We start from the raw sequence: 19,713 nt of genomic DNA, 5'->3' as shown, positions 1-19,713 counted from the left end.
TCTAAAAAACTACGCAAAGCATTCATACACTACAAGAAAATAATCGAAAAGGATGGCCGAATCCCTTGGTACGCAAGGGGTCTGCTATCCTTTATCTTTTTTAAACTGATAAACTCGGGATTATACCACGTTCCACTAAAAGACTAAGAAAAAAAGAGGGACTCAACAAAGCTTTTCTAACTATACAAAAAAGGTTGCAAGCTTCTACAACCTTTTGACAAATCTAGTATCCAATAGATCTTCATTGAATCCACAGTCTACAAAAAATTTCTGAACCCTTTGTTCCGTGGTTTTCACTTGGAGAATCTTCACACGACCTTGCTTCTTTAAAAAAACTTCAATAGCTTGATAAAAACGGGTTCCATTTCCCTTTCCCAGATACTTCGGTTTAAGACTCAAAAATAAATCCGCCGTAGCCTCTGTCTGCAAAAGTCGGAAATAGCCCATCATGGCTCCATTCCAAATTACAACGAAATAACGATTTTCACGCGCATCCGCTGATAGAATTTCTCGACTCACATCTTGTAAATCTATCTCTAGATAAGATGGATACATCCAATCGCTTGCAATCTCAAGCGCTAAATCCTGAGGCATCGGCATAACATAAGTATAATCCATAATTCGAAAATTCTTAATTAAATTCTTAATCCTTCTCGCTTGAATATCTACTTTATCCGTTTGGTAGACATAATCCATATATCCTTGTTGGTAACTAGGAATCATGTCCTTTAAAATCAACTGAACATCCTCCGGAAAACGAAGGAGAAAATCACTAAATTGAGAATTAGTCAACATTATTTCAACAAAACTGCTGCAGCCAAGGCTTTCTGAATAGCCACAACACTATCATCACTCTTAAATTGTAAAACTTCTGCTGGTTCAACTGCAGATGAAATCCATAGTTTCAACTCCGCATCCAAATCAAAATGCCCACTCGTCTCAACTGTAAAGCGTGAAATAGATCCATATGGGATTGATTTGTAAGAGACTTTTTTACCAGTCATGCCTTGTTTATCCACTAAAATCAAGCGATAATCTGTAAAAACAATCAAATCCCGAACAAGCGAAAAAGCCATCTCCACTTCTTCCTCTGTCAGCAGAATCGAATCCAATTCCGCCCTGACCTTTTGTGCATCTTGTTGGCTCGCATTGCCCATCAAACCTGAGAAAATACCCATTTAAACTCTCCTTTGTATTTTTTCAATTATACCATAGCTCAAAACAATCGTTCTTCAACAAGATTGTCTCCATCTTTCAAATAAAGAAAAAGTCCCTGTACTCCACTTATACCAAGTGCTAGGAGCAAACTCATAAAAATAGAATTGAACCATAAAGAACTTGTATTCAAAATAGGTAATTCCAGAAGAAAACCATAGTTTCCACCCGTTCCAGCTGCTACTATAGCCATTACCACAGTCAAACCAAAGGAATAGATTTGAATACTTCGTTTAGAAAGCTGAATACGATTGTCTTGATGATAAAGGTAAGCAGCTGATAGATAAAATAGTAATTGATGCAGAAGGATAAAACTGAGGTTGGTAATGTGGAAAAATGGATACTGGTATAAAATAGGGTAAATAAAGGCAACGATCGGACCGATAATTCCTAAATAAGCCCAGTATTGCTTGAACTTAGAGCCATCTTTTGAAAATAAAAAGAACAACATCGCAAGGCGGCAATGATAAAAAGGAAGGCTTGTCTGCCAAGAGAAATCTAGAAAAATAAAGAATCCATACAAGGCAAGTAGTAAAACCAAGAAAAATCCTCGTACCATCCTATCACCTTTGGCTCTACTTCCCAAAATAAGCAATAGAGGCAGACTCAATAATAAAGCTAGGTGCGCTAACCAGCTAATATGAGGAGGATGTTCTAGCGGAATCGTTGAAAATAACTGAGTAAGTAGTTCCCTCATCCTTTAGTCTTCCTCCAAAGCCTCCACAATCTTAGCTAAATTCATAGAATTACTGCCTTTTAATAAAATTTGGTCCAAAGGCTGTACTTCTTCACAGATAGCTTGTGACAACTCCTCAAAATCTTTTGTCGGATAATAAAAAACACTACCAATTGGGAAGATCTCTGCAGCTAATTTGGCAAGATCCTCAATTTCTTCACCGTAGAAATAGACCTTGTCTAAATCTTCCGGATTAAGGCTCGTAATCATAGACAAATGAAGTTGATGAGACTCCTGTCCCAATTCTTTCATATCCGCTAGAACTGCAATCTTACGTCCTCCGTCTTCCCTCGCTAGACCAGCGAAGGTCTCCAAGATTAAACGCATAGCTGTTGGATTTGCATTGTAGACATCTGATAAAATCGCCGCTCCATTTTGAGCTGTCAACCATTCTGTTCGATTTTTTGTCAATTTCAAACTTTTAAATCCTTCAACAATGTCTTCTTCAGATACACCTTCGTTTTTTGCCAAATAAGCAGCTACCAGTGCGTTCATCGCATTATACTTCCCAGGTAACGGAACTTCTAAGGTATTTGCTAAGAAATTCGTACGGAAGCGAAGCCAAGTACGGCTTTCTTCCAAATCCGTTAGAAATAGATCCCCCTCTTGACCAAATCGTTTGACTTGAAGATTATTTGGAATAAACTCATCCAACATCGAATCTCCAGGAACTAAAAGGAGGGCTCCTGAAGACATACCGTCTGCAATCTGCATCTTACCTTGAGCAATCTCCCGCCGATCCTTGAAAAACTCTAAATGAGCTTCTGCAACAATCGTCACAGCAGCAGCCTTAGGTTTAGCAATCTTAGACAGAAGCGAAATATCTCCTAGGTGATCTTGCCCCATCTCTAAAACGAGTTTCTCTGTATCTTCGGGCATATGAAGAATCGTATAGGGTAACCCAATTTCATTGTTATAATTCCCTTGGGTTTTATAGGTTTTAAAGGTTGTTGACAGCAGGTGAGCCAACATATCTTTAGTAGTAGTTTTACCATTTGACCCTGTGACAGCCAGTACATCTACTTGGCTTTTCTCTAAAACATAGGTAGCAAGATGTTGCAAGGCCGCTAAGACATCATCCACCCAAAAGTAAACTTGCTGGGTATCCAATTCCCTGTCAGATAAGGTGGCTAAGGCTCCATTATCAAAGGCTATATCAATAAAATCATGGCCATCGCGAGCCCCTTTCAGAGGGACAAAAAGATCCCCTTTTCCTACTAAACGACTATCAAACTCTACCTTGGTAATCAATTGATCTTCTTCAATCGCTATCAAGTTCTTTGGTTTCAAAACGTCCTGAATTTCTTTTAAGGTTAGCATCTGTTCCCTCTATCTAATTTATTCGTCATTAAAATGAAAAAGGGGTTGGGGACAAAAACCTCAACCTTCCTATTTCAGTTAATGAAATGCTTTTTGAAGCAGTGGTTCATTTAGTTGTTTTCATTCGCCTTTTAGACGCCGAAAACAACTAATCCACTGTCCCACTTTCTTAACAATAACTAGAAGAAGTGGGATTGGCGTTTGTTATAAACATCGATAGCCAAATCCACCAGTGTTGAAATTAAGTCCGAATAGGCAAGTCCCATATTCTTCCAAAGAAGGGGATACATAGACCATTGAGTAAAACCGGGCATGGTATTCAGCTCATTCAAATAGATTTTTCCATCCTCAGTATAGAAGAAATCACATCGAGAAAGACCAGTTCCTCCTAGGGCATAGTAGGCTTTACGTGCCTCTTCCCGCATGGTTGCTGTAACATCATCTGGAATCTGTGCGGGAATCGCCATCTCGATCTTGTTATCAATGTACTTAGCTTGATAATCGTAAAAGGCTACATCCTTTACAACTTCTCCTGGTAAAGTCGTTTGGATATCTTGATTTCCTAGAATCGCTACTTCAATTTCGCGTGCATCAACCCCTTGTTCTACAAGGATCCGACTATCATAACGAAGGGCTTCTTGAATAGCTGCCTCTAGAGATGCTCGATCTTCTGCTCGAGAAATCCCCACACTCGATCCCATATTGGACGGTTTCACAAATACTGGATACGTTAGTGTAGCCTCTGCTTCATCCAATGCCTTATTCAGATCTTCTCCCTCAATATAGGTTGTATATGGAACCTGAGTAATCCCCACAGATTCTAAAATCCGCTTCGTGGAAATTTTATCCATTGCCATACTTGAGGTTAAGATACCTGCTCCCACATAGGGCATTCCAAGGATTTCAAAGAAACCTTGAATACTCCCATCTTCTCCCATTGGACCATGGAGCAACGGAAAAATAACAGCATCTTTCTCATAGAGAGCACCAAAGTTCATGGCCTCTAGATCGCCAACTTGATCATTCGTCATCAATTTTTCTGTTTCAATAGGTGTTGATGTGAATTCTTGCGTTTTATAAAGTTTTCCCTCACTACTAATGAAGTATGTCTTAACGTGGAAACGATTATAGTCTACAGCCCGCATAACACTTTCAGCTGTTAGCACGGAAACTTCTCGTTCTGCACTACGACCTCCATACAAGAGAATCAATGTTTCTTTCATGTCTAACTCCTATAATTCTGTCCGGTTTTCAATGGCCCGAAGAAGGGTCACTTCATCCGCATATTCAATGTCACTGCCTACAGCTAAACCTCGAGCCAACCGTGTGACTTTAATTCCAGCTGGTTTTAAAATCCGTGAAATATACATAGATGTGGCTTCACCATCTGCAGTAGCATCTGTCGCAACAATAACTTCTGTGACCTTGCCATCCATTAAACGATTAATTAAAGACTTTAAATTGATATCATCTGGACTGACTCCATTCATAGGAGAAATCAACCCTCCTAGAACATGATAACGACCATGATACTCCTGAATGTTCTCCATGGCCGTCACATCCCGACTGTCTTCTACGACCAAAATTTTTGTTTCATCCCGAGTTTCATCTTGGCAAATCACACAAGGGTCATCATCTGTCAGATTACCACAGATACTACAATAAGTCAATTCACGCTTAGCTGCAAGGAGGTTTTTGGCAAATTCTGCTACTTCTTCATCCTCCATACTGATAGTATGAAAAGCTAGACGTGTAGCTGTTTTTTTACCAATCCCTGGGAGTTTTGAATAACTTTCGATTAATTTCGCAATAGGTGTGGGATAAAGCATAGTTCCTCCTTACTATTTAGAATAATATAAATTTACAATATCCTTGGTGATACTGTGACTAACGGTGGATTGAAGATCCGTATTATGTGGAAATACAACTGCAATAGCAATCTCTGGATTGCTACTTGGGGCATAGGCAACAACATTGGTATTTACCGCACGCACCTTACCTTGACTAACAAAAGTCTCCGCTGTCCCCGTCTTAGCAGCAATAGATACGGATGCCCCCTCACCAACAGTTCTACCGGTCGTAAAGGCAGATCCTCCGTAGACAACTTGATTCATCCCTGTTTGAAGAATCGACATATCTTCTTGGGAAATCTCAACCTGATTAAGCAGTCGTCCAGTCTTCTTCTCAACCTCCTGACCTAAACCACCACTTTCATCATTGGCATAAACACCTGCAACAATGTGCGGCTGGATCCGATTTCCACCACTGGCCAAAGTCGCTGCAAATTGCCCCAATTGCATCGGTGTATAGTTATCAAACTGACCAAACGCATTATTCATGTAGTCCCCTACCGTAAATTCTGCCGGTAAGTAACCAAGAGACTCATTAGGAAGGTCAATCTCTGTTTTTGTTCCCATTCCATATTGAGCAAAAGCTGCTCTTAATTTTTCCATGGCTGGTTTTACAGACTCGGGACCATCCAGGAGAGCAGTCCCTAGTGGACTTCCTAAAATCCTTAACGCTACTTGGACCATATAGGTATTCGAAGAATATTCTAAAGCCTGCACCGCAGAAATCTCACGGACACTTCCTTCCGTAAACCAAGAATTAATTCCATAAACTGTCTGATCTGCCAAAACCTCATCTCCTGTGAGGACATTGTTTTGCCACCCAGCTGTGAGAGTAGCTGGTTTTACAACGGACCCTGGTACAAAAACATTGGTAATTGTCCCTAAAGCATCAGTGGATAAATCATGGCTTTCCAAATCTTGCTTCACTCCAGCCATGGCTAGGATTGAACCATCTTCTGGCTTAAGCACAACAGCATAGGCTCCCTCAGTCTCCAAGGCACTCCCCTTATTAATTTCAGATTGAAGAGCATTCTTCAAAATATCTTCAACCCCTTGCTGAAACTCAAGATCGACTGTCAGTTTGATATTTTGCCCCTTCTCACCATCAGACTTTGTTTCAACTTTTTCAAGATTTCCATCTTTGTCTAAGTGGATTTCCTTTTCAGAACGCTTACCTTGTAAAACCTCTTCATATTCTTTTTCCAAATAGGAAGTTCCTACCCGATCATTCAGAGAATACCCCTTCTTCAAATACTCTTCTACCTCTTCAGCAGGTATACCCGTCTTCTCACTTGAAACATTGCCGACAATACTAGAGAGAGCTGTGTCCAAGACCTTGCGTTCCCAGCTGGTTGAAATGGAGATTCCTGGTATCTCCTGACTACTAGAAGCCACAAGAGCCACTTGCTCTGGATTTAAATCTTCTGTCCGAAGATTTCCCGTTCCAAAACTCGGAATAGCATTCAGCTGAGTAAACAGTAAGGCTATTTTTTTCTCCTCAGCACTTAAATCTTCCTGCTTCAGAGTCACCGTCTCAACAGCGTTACTGTAGATATTTTTTTCCGCAAGTGGATTTCCATCTCGATCCATCTTTTTATCTTTGGGAAGTTTCTCAACAACTTCCTTATAAACCTCAGGATCCGCCAGGTAATAATCTGCTAATTGACGTTGACTAAGATCTTCATTTTTTACTTCAACCAATTGATCAATTTTTCTGGCAGTTTCTTTCAAACTCTCAGCTGTATCTTGATTGCTACGGGTATAAGATACCACCTGCTTGCTTTCGTTCTCTACTAAGGGTTTTCCTTGTGCATCATAAATTTGTCCACGTACGGAACTTCCCTTAATAATTTTTTGACTGGCTGTCGCCATTTTCTCCAAATAAAAAGCCTGGTTAAAAACCTGCATATGGGCTAACCTGACGCCTAAAATTACAAATAAACTGAAAACCAAACCAAGAATAAAATAGAGTCTTCCAGGGATGGTCTGTTGCTCAATAATGGGCCCTTTTCTTCTCATTCTCTTCCTAACACTTTCTAGAAAAACTCTCTTCATTTTACCACAGATTAACTCCTAAGTGGTTATCTCTTCTCGCTTCCATCTCATTTTTTAGAGGAAAAAAACTGCCCTAGCAAAAGCCAGGGCAGTATCCTTAGAAAAGATTAGTCTTGTCCAAGGTAGTATTCTTTTACAACATTCAATTTGTCATCCAATTCGAATACAAGTGGTGGGAAGTTTGGAATTTCAACATCCATGATTTCATCATCAGACAATTGTTTGATATGTTTTACAAGAGCACGGATTGAGTTTCCGTGTGCTCCTACAAAGACGTTTTTACCATCTTTAAGAGCTGGAGCGATTTTATCTTCCCAGAAAGGAAGAGCACGTTCCAAAGTAACTTTCAAGTTCTCAGCATCTGGAATAACAGTATCATCCAAGTGTGCATAACGACGGTCTGAGTGAGCTGAATGCTCATCATCACGATCCATGTTTGGAGGCAATACATCGTAAGAACGACGCCAAATGTGAACTTGCTCGTCACCAAATTGCTCTGCTGCTTCAGCCTTGTTTTTACCTGTCAAACCACCATAGTGACGTTCATTCAAACGCCATGATTTTTCAACTGGTACCCACAATTGATCAGCTGCTTCCAAAGCAAGATTGGTTGTTTTGATCGCACGTTTCAAAACAGAAGTGTAAGCTTGATCAAATTCGATTCCAGCTTCTTTGATCAATTTACCAGCATCAATAGCTTGTTGTGTACCTTTATCTGATAAGTCCACATCAGCCCAACCTGTAAAGAGGTTAGCCTTGTTCCATTCTGATTCACCATGACGAGCAAAAACTAATTTCACCATCTTCAATTCTCCTTAGGTATTTTAAGTACTGCCTAGCAGTCCTCATTATTCTACTATACTTCCCACTCAAAAACAAGAGGCTAAGTGAATTCTATCACGACATTTCCAGATAGCCGATTATTTATTGTAGAGGACTACATTACTTGAACTCGTATAGTAGGACTTCCCATTTTTAAAAGTCACACGAACGTTATCATTGTCACTATCATGAGCCCACTTATCGACTTCGCCCTCAATCAAATCCCCATTCGGCATACGAATTTGTGCGGAATCAAAGGTGTATTCTGAGCTAAAGACATCCTTATTCCCACACCCACTTAGACTAACGAGAACACAAAGACTAAGGCAATATAAAACGAACTTCCTCATAGAAGAAAATCACCCCTCCAACTTCTGACATTCAGGACAAATTCCATAAACCAAAAGCTCTTGTTTGGTAAACTGATAGCCGGTTTGTTCTTCAACAAGATTCGACATATCTGGCAAAGTTTCCCCTTCAAAATCCGCAATTTTACCACAATTTTCACACACAATATTAATGTGCTCATGCCCCATAAAATCATAGTATCGTGTTTGATCATTTTTAATCTTAATCTCTGTCACTAATCCTTCCTTAAGAAAGAGATTCAAATTATTATAGACAGTTGCCAAACTAATCTGCGGGTAGACCTCCATCAAATCTTGATAAATTTTTTCTGCACTAGGATGCTCATGACTATTCATCAAATATTCCAACATCAAACGCCGTGCCTCAGTCACACGAATGCCATGCTCCCGTAGTTCTTCTAAAATTCCCTCGAGCTTGTGTACCATAGTGTTCCTCTTTTTTTCGTTTATACTTCTCCCATTATATCTCAATTCTGCTTTTTTTGATATCAAAAACGGAAATATCTTGCAGTTCCCCCAAGCTAGTTTTATAATAAAAAGGTATATTGAGAAAGGTTGGTACAGATATGACCAAATACCCACAACTCCTCAGCCATTTCCTGGACTATGTTCGAATAAACACCCGTTCAGATGAATACGCTGATCGCACACCTTCAACTCAAAGTCAAGTAGACTTTGCCCTTAATGTCCTTAAACCAACCATGGAATATATCGGACTAGTAGATGTGCACTATCTAGAAAACGGCTTTATTGTCGGCACCTTACCGGCAAACAGTGACAAATTTCCATATAAGATTGGCTTTATCTCCCACATGGATACAGCTGACTTTAACGCCGAAAATGTGAGTCCTCAAATTATCCAAGATTACCAAGGAGGAACAATCCCTCTTAGTGACAGTGGGTATGAACTTGATCCAAACCAATTCCCACAACTACACAACTATTTAGGGCAAACCCTCATCACAACAGATGGCCGGACTCTGCTTGGAGCTGACGACAAAGCAGGAATCGCAGAAATTCTCTCCGCAGTTGAATATCTCGTGGCCCATCCAGAAATTGAACACGCCGAACTTCGAATCGGATTTGGACCTGATGAAGAAATCGGAACTGGAGCAGACAAGTTTGATGCTGCTGATTTCAATGTTGATTTTGCCTATACCGTCGATGGTGGTCCACTCGGTGAGCTCCAATACGAGACCTTCAGTGCCGCCGCTGCTCATGTAACCTTTAAGGGCCGCAATGTCCATCCAGGTACAGCGAAAGGTCAAATGATTAACGCTCTCCAACTAGCCATGGACTTCCACAGCGTTGTCCCAGATGGCGAAAGACCTGAGTATACCGAGGGGTATGAAGGATTCTACCATCTTCAAAAACTCTCTGGTACTGAAGAAGAAGCCCACGCGGACTACATCCTTCGTGACTTCGAGAACCACGGTCTGACCAACCGTAAAGAAACGCTCCAGAGAATTGCCGATCGTATGAATCGCAGTTGGGGGGAAGAGCGCGTCATCGTTGACATCAAAGATCAATACTCCAATATGAAAGAAGTTATCGAAAAAGATATGCGTCCGGTTCAACTGGCTGAAAAAGTGATGAAATCACTAGATATCACCCCGATCATTGAACCGATTCGTGGTGGAACCGACGGCTCCAAAATCTCCTTTATGGGTATCCCTACCCCGAACATCTTCGCAGGAGGTGAGAACATGCATGGTCGTTATGAATTCGTCAGTCTCCAAACCATGGAAAAAGCCTGTGATGTCATCATTGGTATTGCCAGTCAAGAACTCTAATCCCTATCCGATAGTCTTTACTTAAAGACTATCACTTCTTTAGGCATTACTTGAAATTGACTTAATCCAAACAAAAAGGGTCTTCCAAATAGAAAACAGCTTAGAATGACGCCATTAGAAACGTTGATTCTAAGCTGTTTTTGTTTATTCAAACTTCAAGCGAAACGAGGAAATTGTTAGTTTTGATCCAGCTTCTTTTTCTGATAGGCACGCGCCATTAACTCATAGATCACAAAGATCAGAAAAGACACTGGCCAAAGAGTAACTGGGAAAAATAAGGAAACAAATATTACAGCCAACATTCGATTTTCCATAAGCTGGAGTGCAATAGCCAGTCCTACAACTAGAACCACAAATGCCACATCTAGTTGCTGCGACTCCAACAGTTTTGCCACTGCAAATCCCTGCAAGAGGGAAGCGAAGGTCAGAGGAAAAATATCCCCTCCCGTCCAACCTGCCCAAAGATTGATATCTAATAAAAGCAGTTTGCCAACCGCTAAGAGACAAAGAAACAAGGCGGGTGTTGCTAGCCCCATATCAAATAAGGTATGTAACGAATGTTGCCCTGAAAACAATAAATTAGGGGCTACTTGTGAGGTGATAAAAATCGAGAAACCACCAATAGCAATCTTAATGGGAAGGGAAATTCTCTCCCCAAGTTTTAAGCGCCCAACCCCCTTTCTCACCTGTTGATAGCAAAGGGCAAATAGAAAACCCGAAAGAAAGAGGGGAAGGAAGTAAAATAATTCCTTAAGTCCCCAATGAGATTCTCCGATTTTTGTCACAAAAGAAGGCTGATCGGATAAACGCATTAGGAGCCAAAATACAAACAAACCATTAAGAACATATAAACTACTCAGGAGCTTCTTTTGACCTAAATTCAAGATACGCATAGACTCATCAAAAGACTTCACATATTGGCCTGGATGAAAGAGCATACTGAATCTTTCTCGACTACTACCTTGATCCCAATTCGCATAGACATAACGCATTTTATCAGCCTGCCATACAGAATAAGCAATTACTGCTCCCAGTAAAGGAGCTTCAGGACCAACACCAGCCCCTAGACTTAGAATCAACAAAGCCACAAGAAGGCTTTTCCAAGCTTGACTATAATTCAATGTCCCCTTTTCCTGTAGTACATGCAACACCTGATGACTTGTAAAGGGCAAGGGACCCCAACTTTGTTTGAGGATATATAAGATCAGACTTCCTACTAAAATAAGGACTGCTTGATAAAGCGTTGAATGTGAGAAGCTGGAGTGCCATAACCAATGACTACTAGCTTTTTCAGCCATTATGAAGAGATAGGAAATTCCTGCAATCATCGAACTTAAAAAGCCCCCGTAGAGTAAGACTACAACTTTTTTTACCATAAGAAATCCTTTCTTCCGAAAAAGGCTGGGCCTATGCCCAGCCTCCAGTTCTTATTTTGTTTTGAAATAAAGAACAATAGATGCAATCCCTTGATAGATAAAGGTAAATCCAACCATATAAGGAATCATAACAGCCGTAAAGAACGGAGTCATCATCATGAGCGTTCCTGTAATAATCCCCAAAATACCTGTCCACATCAATGTTGAACCTGTGGAGCGATCCACCTTCTTCACATCAAAACTCAACATGAAGCGAGTAAGCCCCGAGAAGAGAACCCAAAAGGCAATCATATAAGTCATAAATGCGGTACGTGCACCAAATCCATCTGTCAGAAGCATCACGGCCAATAAAGTAGTAATGACTCCATTGAACAAGCTCCAACCACTCTTATACTCATTGGTGAAGTACTGAACAACATTGCTAATCCCATCAATTAAAAAGAAAATCGCAACCGCTGTCCCAATACCTGCCAAGGCCATTCCTGGATGAGCTACTACCCAGAAACCTGCCAATAGGCTCAAAATACCAACAACCAATAACAACCACGCATTGCGTTTTAACATACTTACAATCCTCTTAAATCTTTTTATTTAAATCTGAATGTTCATTCATAGTATGTCTACAAAGGAACTTTCAGTTCTAATTGTCTTTGAGCGATGATTCTTGGTCGACAATTCCAAAAACCATATATCCTAAAATTTCCTGCAAGTGATCTTCGTAAGTCTGACTATTCACCAATTCTGAATCTACTTCTTGAAGAGTCAGATAGTAGGTGCGAAATAACTTTTGAATCATATCTAGATAAGCCAAGGCCTGCTCTTCAGTCACGCCATCTTTCAGCTTATACTCCGTAATTAAGCGCCTTGCGACAGCCTGATTAAAGAGATCAAACTCATCTCGAAATCTCTGAATATCCTTTTCTACCTGACTCCCTTTATAAAGCAAGGCCTCCAAGAAAACCTGAGAATGATGGGGATAAGCCTGATAGAACCTCAAACGACGTTGAAGATAATCTGATAAACTTGGAATCAACTCCCAATCTACTCCTAAAAACTGAAATAGTTTCGTGAAGCTTTCCTCGACACAGGCTAGATATAACTGATCCTTGTTGGAAAATAGATGATAGAGACTTCCTTTGGAAATGCTGTGCGTCTTACACAGTTGATTGATACGAAATCCTTGATATCCAGAGTTTGCAATTTCTTGAATGGCTCCCTGAAGGATCCTCCCCCGCATCAGCTGTGTTTTCTCTGCTTTCTTCAATATAGTCTCCTTATCTTTAATTATTATAGACCAGATGGTCTATAATGGCAATACTATCTGTGAAAAATTATTGAAAATATCAAAAAGGCTCTTTCAGGCCTCCATGCTATGCATAAACATTTTTTGCAACGACCATGCTATGCGGTTTCTCAAATTCAGTATCTAGGTATTCTTGATAGGTTCCAGGTGCAATAAATCCTTTGGGACTAAGAATATCTGTCCCAGCCTGACCAACAATCGAATCCGCCAAAAGCGCACAATTGGTACTTAAAACAAAATAGGTTTTAAACTTCGATTCCGTAAACTTGTAAAGGTCACCATTCGTTTCATGGCGAATCTTGTAAGCATAGGTATGATCTTCCTGACCATCTTCTGTTTTCACCATCGCAGCATCCGGTTCCCACGGTACCAATATCTTATCTAAATCAGCTAGGTAAGCTTGAACAGCTTTTTCTTGCTCTGCGGTCAAATCAATCTCATAACCAAACAAGGTTTTTTGACTCTCCCGCTTACACAACTCAATATAAGCCTCACGATCGCACTTATAAAGAACTCCATCACCGACCATCCCAAACAATCGTTCAGATGACGGATCATAAGAACCATAAGAAATCACGCGCCCTTGATAACACAAGTCCACATGCCCCACTGCCGCAAAGAAGTTGGTTTGAGCTGTATGAATAAAGACCTCAATTTGACCGGATTTCTCCTCCTTGGATCGGTTATAGACTTCTGCTGCAGTCTCCTCCGTATTTTCTTGTAAAAATTCATTAAGCTTATTAAGCGTTGCAGCTGGAACTAGTGCTGTAATAAAAATAGGCAGGGTTACCCGCACACGACGTTTTAAATTGTTCTGCTTCATTTCCTTTTCAAAGAAAAGTCCATCCCGTAACCGTGTTATACCAAAAGTCACCAGATACCAACCTAAAAGCAGGAGTTGAAATTCATTTGCATCATGGTAAGGAGACAAACTCCAGACCCCAAAACCTGTCATGATTAAACCATCTGTCAAATAACGGAAACGTTTGGGAATATCATTTTGACGATAGAGCCACCAAGTCACCAAATTAACGACACCTGTAAAAATTTGATAGACGGCAATGGCATAGACCAACAAGTACACCGCCATATCCTCTAAAATAGCTATTTCACCTAGAACTAAGGAAACTACCAGTTTTCCTAAAGTAATCCAAAGATTCTCTTGAATATCCTTACGCCCAGTCCAACGGTTAATCAGCGTCCATAAGGCAGATAAAAATATATATAAGAAAAATAACTGGTATCCCACTTTGGGTACCATCTGTCCCCAGATTATTAAAAAGATCCCCAGTAGGATAACAATAATCCCTTCCACCAGGGCCTTGCGTCCTCCCTGACCCAAGTTAGCAATTCGTTTCATACAACCTCCCACAATCCTATTGATTAGCTCATTATACCATGAAGTTTAAAAAAGAAATACATTCCAAAAAGGCCCAGCCATTCTGCAAATGAACGGCCGAACCTTCATCTCTAGTACAAAAAATAGTTAACCTAAATAACGTAACAAAGATAAAATAACAGATAGGGTGACTAAGCAGACAATAACGATATAAAACATAGACCGTCGACTTTTTTCACTCTCTCCCTTCTCATAGCGAACATCTTGAATTCGTTTTTCAATATCTTCGTTCAGAAGTGGATTTTCTTTTGCCATGAAATCACCTCATCCTTTCAATTTCAACTGGTAGTCTTGAATACCAACATACCCTTTTTGAGAGCGTTGTTCTTGGACGATATCTGCCCAAGTCGTTCGCTGGTTGAGCCATGCTGCTAATTGACTTGGCTGCCTATGATCAAAAAGAGCCTCAGGTACTAAAAACTCATGGTGGTGACAAGTATTATCAAAAGCTAGAATCAAAAGATTCGATTCAAAAGCTGTCCGAACAGCAGCCATGATCTCCGATCCATGATTAATATCCAAGTAAATGTCGCAAGAAGCAAATAACTGTTGAATCTGAGTAAAACCAGCATTAGGATAGAGAGAAAGGTTTGAATTCTCTGCATACTTTACTAATTGTTGAGACATCTCAGTCAAGGCTGCAATATGAAAATGATAGTCTGGCAATTCTGCTATCAGAGTTGCTAATCCTTGTAATTGATCTGTGTTCGTTAAAATCAGTATCTCCTTACGACCTTCATTTTCCCTCAGACTTGGATACAGGTAACTTAAGAAATCAATTTTTTCTTTCTGCTCTGGATTGGCTAAATCCATCAACCGATTATACGATTCTCTTTTTTGAACTATGACACGGGTGGAACGCTGGATATTTCCATTAAGAAGCAGCTGCATATTCCCTGGAATCTGGTCTCCCATATCTTCCTGCCAAAAGAGAACATCTTGTCCTTCTCCTCCCAAATAGTAGGCCAACAAAAAGGGCATTCCTAAAGAATTATAATAAATTTGAGATAGGTCTAGACCCGAATTCCAAAGATAAAATAGATAAAAATCAACCTTTTTAGCAAAGTAATACGTTTTTCCTCGCCAATCCAAGGTCATATCCCCAGTCACAAAATTTTCCATAAAATAAGGTCGCTGATACGAATCAAAATAGTGCTTATGGGTTGGCTCCTGTTGGCTATTGAAGTAGGTTTTCGCAAAAAGACGGCCATATTGATTGTAATGATCCGATTGCCTAACCTTTCCTCCAGTATCCAACCACTCCACCGTTTTCACCAGACGTAGGTGTTTGGGCTCATGATAAAAGATAATGGCTTTCTTTTGACCATAATCCCAGATTTCTCCTTGTTGATTTGTACCCGTAATCTGCCAATAAGCTGGTACTTCAACTTCATTGAAATAAAGAGGAGACGGGGTCTCTTTTTCCTGACCTGCAAAGAATTCAAATGGAGATGTCAAACCATTTGGTAAAAAACCATCATCCTGTAAAACAACCCCAATTCCCTCAAATCCCGCCGTTTTTAGGGAATATTCTAAATCTAAACTATCTTGAGTCAGTCGGTCATATAATTTAATCATGACACATCTCCTTCACAAACTGAGACCAATAACCAGCCACATATTCATGTAAGAAAGCTCCAGCAATCTGATAAGACTGAAGTTGAGCCTCTTCTTGCCTAGCTGCTTGGTAATAATCCCTTATTTTTTGAGCAAACTGCTGGGTCATATAGGCTACATCATCTGCCTCAGGACGAGGAATTAGATAACCATTTTTCCCATCTTCCACAAAGGTTTGATTCCCATACGGGACATCCAAACCAATCAACGGTAGCCCTGAACCAACGGCTTCCATTAAGGTCAGACCAAATCCTTCACTGGTCGAAGCGGTTAGGTAAATCTCGTAATTCTGATAAACATCCGCCAGATTTTGGTGTCCTTTCAAACGAATAAAATCTTGAGCTTGAGCTTTTTCAATCATCTCAGTCAGTTTTCGACGTTCTCCTCCTTCACCATAAATATCAAATACCAAATTCGGAAGATCGCGATGTGCTTCAATGACAGCTGAAACAAGCCAATCAATATGTTTCTCACTAGCCAAACGGGAACTGGTCATCAAACTATAAGGCTGTCTCGATTTTTTAGGATACTGTAGCTTCGCCAAGCTCCCAACTGGGATGGCATAAATACGCGGTTGTTGCTTGGTATAGGTTCGGAATTGCTGCTCCAATACCTCTTTTTGTTTTTGAGTAGAAGTAATAAAAGCGTCTACCAAATGAGCGTTGGTAAATTGATATTCATAGTAGTTATTCCATAGAATATTGTAGTCGTCACTACTTTTAGCATTATAGTGTTCTGCATGGATGACAACTGCTAATTTTGCAGCTCCTTTATGTGCAAAAACAGCCTGTCCAATCCCTGTCGCTCGATCCAGTAACAACAAATCATTCGATTGTAACTTTAGTCGATCCAACATCTCCGCCACTAGTGCTTCTTTTCCTACTAAGATTCGATCTGAAAACCGAAAAACACTGGTATCTTCCTGAACAAGCTCTTCATAGGCTAAACTACCATCTTCATTAAAAAAATGGCGTTGGTACAACTGAGGTTGATCATTTTGAGGAGCATAAAACTCACTGAACATACGCGTATAGCTATAATAATCCTTACGAATTAATTTTCCCTTAGCTACGTATTCCACTCGTTGAACAAATTGCTGCTGTTCTCCGCAAAGACTGGCATTAATATAGTAGTCATTTTTAAAATAATACCGAATTAATTGATGACCAACTTCCGTTCTCTCTACTGGATCTGAGAAAGTATCTTCCAATGCTTCCTTTCGATAGCTGGTGGGTGCTATCCTAAGATCTGTAAAAAAGGAATACAACCATAGAACTTCTTCATCGTTAAATCCAATATTCGACGTAAAATGTTGTAAATTCTCCGTTTGAAAAAAATCCGTAAAAATAAACTTGGCCGGAAGCTGTAATTCTCGAAAAATCTTTGCACGATAGGCTTGAGCATACTCAACCCCACTGCTTGCCCAACCGATTCCAAGATTTATGCTATAAACGGTCATAGTACCTCCCTTATACAAAGTAAATCGTGTAACCAGTCTCTTTATCTGATTCAACGGAGCTGAGCATCACATGACGCACGATACTCTCTTTAATACGATGAGTCATCTGATTATAAGATTCCAAAGACTCTCGAAAATACTCTGCTGTGGAATCTCTCTGAGCTAACTGTCTCATAGGAACAAAGTTCTTTAATTGTTGCAAAGTATCTACCTGTTCAATCCAGGCTTCATCAATCGCCCGTAAAACAGCAAGACGTAAAAACTCTTCCATCTTTTTCTCGGTCTCTAATTGCTGGGATTTTTGGACCAATTCTGCCTGATACAAATTCCACAAATAGTCGCTACGATCTTGCTCCGTTTTTAAATCGGCCGTAAACAGATCTGACTGATTCTGGTAGCTATAATTTTCTAGAATATACCGGCGGAAATCCTGATTACTTATCTCTGGATTTTCTGTAACAAAGGCCCCAATCACTTCTAAAAAGATATGATCAATCTTATCTGAAAGATCTATCTCATTATAAATCAACTCATCTCGTAAATGATAGATTTTCTCGCGCTGAATGCGTAAACTTTCATCGAATCGAATTGTCGCTTGGCGAGCACTTCTAGCATTATCCTCACTTTTTTCTTGAGCATGTTGCAAAATACGTTTAAAACGAGAGGATCTGAGTGGCTCCCAAAAATTAGAACGGTTGCTATGATTATTCTTTTCAAAATAACGCTGCACACCTTTTCCACCATATTCGATCACCAATTCATCTTCCAAAGATACAAAGAACTGGCTTAGCCCTGGATCACCCTGACGACCAGCGCGGCCTCTAAGCTGCCAATCAATTCGACTGTTTGGCATCCGTTCGGTTCCAATGACTGCAAGACCACCAAGCTCAGCTACTCCAGTTCCCAATTTAATATCGGTTCCCCGTCCCGCCAACGAAGTTGCTACTGTCACTGCCCCCAACTGACCTGCTTCTTTAATAATCTGAGCCTCTTTAGCGACATTTTTAGCGGTTAAAACACTATGTGGAATTCCTTCTTGAAGTAACATTCGCGAATAAATTTCAGCAATATCAACTGTTCCCGAAATCAATAAAATCGGCTGTTGGCGCTGATGAAGTTCTTTCACATATTCTAAAGTTGCCTGTAGTTTTTCAGGAAGCGTCACATAAATCTTATCTGGATAGTCCACTCGCTGAATCGGTAAATTCGTCGGAATAACAACAACCGGTAGTTTGTAAGTTTGAATCAACTCATCTTCTGCAATTTTACCAGTCCCTGTCATCCCTGCAATTCGTGGAAACATATTAAACAAACTCTGATAGGTAACCGAAGCCACCGAACGTGAATCCTTGCTAATTGGAACCTCTTCTTTAGCTTCTAAGGCTTGATGAATTCCTGATTGGAGTCTTGTTCCTTCCAAGACACGCCCTGTACGATTGTCCAACAATTTAATCTCACGATCAGCAACAACATAGTCGATATCTTTTTTATAGAGATGGTGAGCTCTTAGAGCTAACTGGATGTGCCGATTTAATTCAAAATAATCGTCCTGGTAGAGATTTGGAATATCAAAATACTCTTGGGCATATCGAATTCCATGTTGCGTTAAAAAAACAGCTTTGTCTTCTCTTAAATGCTGAAATTCTCTTCCTTTTTGTAGGGTTAACACAAACTGGTTTGCCGCATGGTAAAGATTGGATTGAACCCGAGGAGAACCTGAAATAATCAGAGGTGTTTGCGCTGCATCCAATAACACTGCATCTGCCTCATCTACAATAACATAGTGGAACGGACGTAAAAATTTATCCTTAGCATCAGCAGCAAGATTATCCGCTAAATAATCAAATCCTAGAGCTGTACTCGTTGTATAGGTTACATCTGCTGCATAGACTGCTCGTTTATCTTCAACATCAGGGTCTTCTTCCTCTGAAAAAACACCCACTCCTACTGACAAACCCATGAACTCAAAGACTGGTCCCATTTCCTGGGCATCACGTCTTGCTAAATAATCATTTGTTGTTACTAAAATGGCTCCCTGATCTTCCAAGGCATTTAAATAAAGGGGAAGCGTTGCTGTTAAGGTCTTCCCCTCCCCTGTCTTCATCTCAGCAACATAGCCTTGATGAAGGGCAATTGCTCCCATAATCTGAACATCAAAAGGAAACAATCCCAACACACGACGACTAGCTTCCCGCATAGCCGCAAAAGCTTCTACCAATAAATCGTCTAACTGCTCTCCATCTTGGAGACGTTGGCGAAAAATATTCGTTAACTGACCTAATTCTTGATCTGTTAGGACTTCCATTTCTTCTGCCAGATTATTAATTTCTTGCAGCAAACGTCGAAGTTCACCTAACTTCAAAGTATTTAATAATGATTTTCTTTCTTTCATACAGTTTC

19 protein-coding genes are annotated in these 19,713 nt (G+C 40.2%); 1 reads left to right on the top strand and 18 read right to left on the bottom strand.

All coding sequences use genetic code 11. The features are described 5' to 3' along the window. Nucleotides 1–204: 204 nt before the first annotated feature. The 10 genes from ACXM1Q_RS03205 to ACXM1Q_RS03160 form a co-directional block, all read right to left on the bottom strand. Complete coding sequence (locus tag ACXM1Q_RS03205; protein ID WP_458516122.1) at nt 205–738, bottom strand: GNAT family N-acetyltransferase; 534 nt, start codon at nt 736–738, stop codon at nt 205–207. A 56-nt stretch (nt 739–794) separates the two neighbouring features. Then, entirely contained in the window at nt 795–1,178 is a 384-nt protein-coding gene (locus ACXM1Q_RS03200) for a PH domain-containing protein (RefSeq protein WP_458516120.1), read from the bottom strand. A 38-nt stretch (nt 1,179–1,216) separates the two neighbouring features. Next, the gene (locus tag ACXM1Q_RS03195) at nt 1,217–1,912 is read right to left on the bottom strand and encodes a TMEM164-related integral membrane acyltransferase (RefSeq protein ID WP_458516118.1); all 696 of its coding nucleotides are present in this window, start codon (nt 1,910–1,912) and stop codon (nt 1,217–1,219) included. A gap of 3 nt (nt 1,913–1,915) precedes the next feature. Next, on the bottom strand, nt 1,916–3,271 hold the full coding sequence (locus ACXM1Q_RS03190; protein ID WP_458516116.1) for a UDP-N-acetylmuramoyl-tripeptide--D-alanyl-D-alanine ligase: 1,356 nt from the start codon (nt 3,269–3,271) through the stop codon (nt 1,916–1,918). 179 nt (nt 3,272–3,450) lie between these two features. Next, nucleotides 3,451–4,494 (bottom strand): D-alanine--D-alanine ligase, encoded by a 1,044-nt coding sequence (locus ACXM1Q_RS03185; protein ID WP_458516114.1) that lies wholly within the window; start codon nt 4,492–4,494, stop codon nt 3,451–3,453. 9 nt (nt 4,495–4,503) lie between these two features. After that, nucleotides 4,504–5,100, bottom strand: coding sequence for a recombination mediator RecR (recR, locus tag ACXM1Q_RS03180; RefSeq protein WP_458516112.1), 597 nt, complete (start codon nt 5,098–5,100; stop codon nt 4,504–4,506). Between the two features lie 12 nt (nt 5,101–5,112). Then, nucleotides 5,113–7,140, bottom strand: a complete 2,028-nt coding sequence (locus ACXM1Q_RS03175) for a penicillin-binding transpeptidase domain-containing protein (protein WP_458516110.1) — start codon at nt 7,138–7,140, stop codon at nt 5,113–5,115. Between the two features lie 143 nt (nt 7,141–7,283). Continuing rightward, nucleotides 7,284–7,979: a phosphoglycerate mutase gene (locus ACXM1Q_RS03170; protein WP_179924589.1), complete on the bottom strand. Its 696-nt coding sequence runs from the start codon at nt 7,977–7,979 to the stop codon at nt 7,284–7,286. Between the two features lie 117 nt (nt 7,980–8,096). Then, a complete protein-coding gene (locus tag ACXM1Q_RS03165) occupies nt 8,097–8,348 on the bottom strand; it encodes a lipoprotein (protein WP_458516108.1) in 252 nt (83 codons plus the stop codon). A 9-nt stretch (nt 8,349–8,357) separates the two neighbouring features. Next, a complete protein-coding gene (locus tag ACXM1Q_RS03160) occupies nt 8,358–8,792 on the bottom strand; it encodes a Fur family transcriptional regulator (RefSeq protein WP_458516106.1) in 435 nt (144 codons plus the stop codon). 140 nt (nt 8,793–8,932) lie between these two features. Between ACXM1Q_RS03160 and pepT the strand changes: the two genes are divergently transcribed. Beyond that, nucleotides 8,933–10,159: a peptidase T gene (pepT, locus tag ACXM1Q_RS03155; protein ID WP_458516104.1), complete on the top strand. Its 1,227-nt coding sequence runs from the start codon at nt 8,933–8,935 to the stop codon at nt 10,157–10,159. A gap of 176 nt (nt 10,160–10,335) precedes the next feature. Here the strand turns inward: pepT and ACXM1Q_RS03150 are convergent, their stop codons facing one another. From ACXM1Q_RS03150 to secA2, 8 genes are all read right to left on the bottom strand, one after another. Continuing rightward, nucleotides 10,336–11,535, bottom strand: coding sequence for a chloride channel protein (locus tag ACXM1Q_RS03150; protein ID WP_458516102.1), 1,200 nt, complete (start codon nt 11,533–11,535; stop codon nt 10,336–10,338). A 51-nt stretch (nt 11,536–11,586) separates the two neighbouring features. Continuing rightward, the gene (locus ACXM1Q_RS03145) at nt 11,587–12,099 is read right to left on the bottom strand and encodes an HdeD family acid-resistance protein (RefSeq protein WP_458516100.1); all 513 of its coding nucleotides are present in this window, start codon (nt 12,097–12,099) and stop codon (nt 11,587–11,589) included. Between the two features lie 76 nt (nt 12,100–12,175). Beyond that, complete coding sequence (locus ACXM1Q_RS03140; RefSeq protein WP_458516098.1) at nt 12,176–12,799, bottom strand: TetR/AcrR family transcriptional regulator; 624 nt, start codon at nt 12,797–12,799, stop codon at nt 12,176–12,178. A 106-nt stretch (nt 12,800–12,905) separates the two neighbouring features. Beyond that, on the bottom strand, nt 12,906–14,198 hold the full coding sequence (locus ACXM1Q_RS03135) for an HdeD family acid-resistance protein (protein WP_458516096.1): 1,293 nt from the start codon (nt 14,196–14,198) through the stop codon (nt 12,906–12,908). A 126-nt stretch (nt 14,199–14,324) separates the two neighbouring features. Then, nucleotides 14,325–14,492, bottom strand: coding sequence for a hypothetical protein (locus ACXM1Q_RS03130; RefSeq protein WP_167758458.1), 168 nt, complete (start codon nt 14,490–14,492; stop codon nt 14,325–14,327). Between the two features lie 9 nt (nt 14,493–14,501). Continuing rightward, nucleotides 14,502–15,815 (bottom strand): accessory Sec system glycosylation chaperone GtfB, encoded by a 1,314-nt coding sequence (gene gtfB, locus ACXM1Q_RS03125; protein ID WP_458516093.1) that lies wholly within the window; start codon nt 15,813–15,815, stop codon nt 14,502–14,504. Further along, complete coding sequence (gene gtfA, locus ACXM1Q_RS03120; RefSeq protein ID WP_458516091.1) at nt 15,808–17,313, bottom strand: accessory Sec system glycosyltransferase GtfA; 1,506 nt, start codon at nt 17,311–17,313, stop codon at nt 15,808–15,810. Before gtfA ends, gtfB begins: the two co-directional genes overlap by 8 nt. 10 nt (nt 17,314–17,323) lie before the next feature. Continuing rightward, a complete protein-coding gene (gene secA2, locus ACXM1Q_RS03115) occupies nt 17,324–19,705 on the bottom strand; it encodes an accessory Sec system translocase SecA2 (protein WP_458516089.1) in 2,382 nt (793 codons plus the stop codon). Nucleotides 19,706–19,713 lie beyond the last annotated feature (8 nt).

The sequence above is a fragment of the Streptococcus sp. 10F2 genome (assembly GCF_054331515.2).
Note: the sequence above shows the minus strand (reverse complement) of the source record. Positions and strands in the feature narration are given on the sequence as shown.

Excerpts from the sequence above, each read along its gene's own strand:
- ACXM1Q_RS03200 (WP_458516120.1), bottom strand. The coding sequence starts at position 1,178 with ATGGGTATTTTCTCAGGTTTGATGGGCAATGCGAGCCAACAAGATGCA.
- ACXM1Q_RS03195 (WP_458516118.1), bottom strand. The coding sequence starts at position 1,912 with ATGAGGGAACTACTTACTCAGTTATTTTCAACGATTCCGCTAGAACAT.
- ACXM1Q_RS03190 (WP_458516116.1), bottom strand. The coding sequence starts at position 3,271 with ATGCTAACCTTAAAAGAAATTCAGGACGTTTTGAAACCAAAGAACTTG.
- ACXM1Q_RS03185 (WP_458516114.1), bottom strand. The coding sequence starts at position 4,494 with ATGAAAGAAACATTGATTCTCTTGTATGGAGGTCGTAGTGCAGAACGA.
- recR (WP_458516112.1), bottom strand. The coding sequence starts at position 5,100 with ATGCTTTATCCCACACCTATTGCGAAATTAATCGAAAGTTATTCAAAA.
- ACXM1Q_RS03175 (WP_458516110.1), bottom strand. The coding sequence starts at position 7,140 with ATGAGAAGAAAAGGGCCCATTATTGAGCAACAGACCATCCCTGGAAGA.
- ACXM1Q_RS03170 (WP_179924589.1), bottom strand. The coding sequence starts at position 7,979 with ATGGTGAAATTAGTTTTTGCTCGTCATGGTGAATCAGAATGGAACAAG.
- ACXM1Q_RS03165 (WP_458516108.1), bottom strand. The coding sequence starts at position 8,348 with ATGAGGAAGTTCGTTTTATATTGCCTTAGTCTTTGTGTTCTCGTTAGT.
- ACXM1Q_RS03160 (WP_458516106.1), bottom strand. The coding sequence starts at position 8,792 with ATGGTACACAAGCTCGAGGGAATTTTAGAAGAACTACGGGAGCATGGC.
- pepT (WP_458516104.1), top strand. The coding sequence starts at position 8,933 with ATGACCAAATACCCACAACTCCTCAGCCATTTCCTGGACTATGTTCGA.
- ACXM1Q_RS03150 (WP_458516102.1), bottom strand. The coding sequence starts at position 11,535 with ATGGTAAAAAAAGTTGTAGTCTTACTCTACGGGGGCTTTTTAAGTTCG.
- ACXM1Q_RS03145 (WP_458516100.1), bottom strand. The coding sequence starts at position 12,099 with ATGTTAAAACGCAATGCGTGGTTGTTATTGGTTGTTGGTATTTTGAGC.
- ACXM1Q_RS03135 (WP_458516096.1), bottom strand. The coding sequence starts at position 14,198 with ATGAAACGAATTGCTAACTTGGGTCAGGGAGGACGCAAGGCCCTGGTG.
- ACXM1Q_RS03130 (WP_167758458.1), bottom strand. The coding sequence starts at position 14,492 with ATGGCAAAAGAAAATCCACTTCTGAACGAAGATATTGAAAAACGAATT.
- gtfB (WP_458516093.1), bottom strand. The coding sequence starts at position 15,815 with ATGATTAAATTATATGACCGACTGACTCAAGATAGTTTAGATTTAGAA.
- gtfA (WP_458516091.1), bottom strand. The coding sequence starts at position 17,313 with ATGACCGTTTATAGCATAAATCTTGGAATCGGTTGGGCAAGCAGTGGG.
- secA2 (WP_458516089.1), bottom strand. The coding sequence starts at position 19,705 with ATGAAAGAAAGAAAATCATTATTAAATACTTTGAAGTTAGGTGAACTT.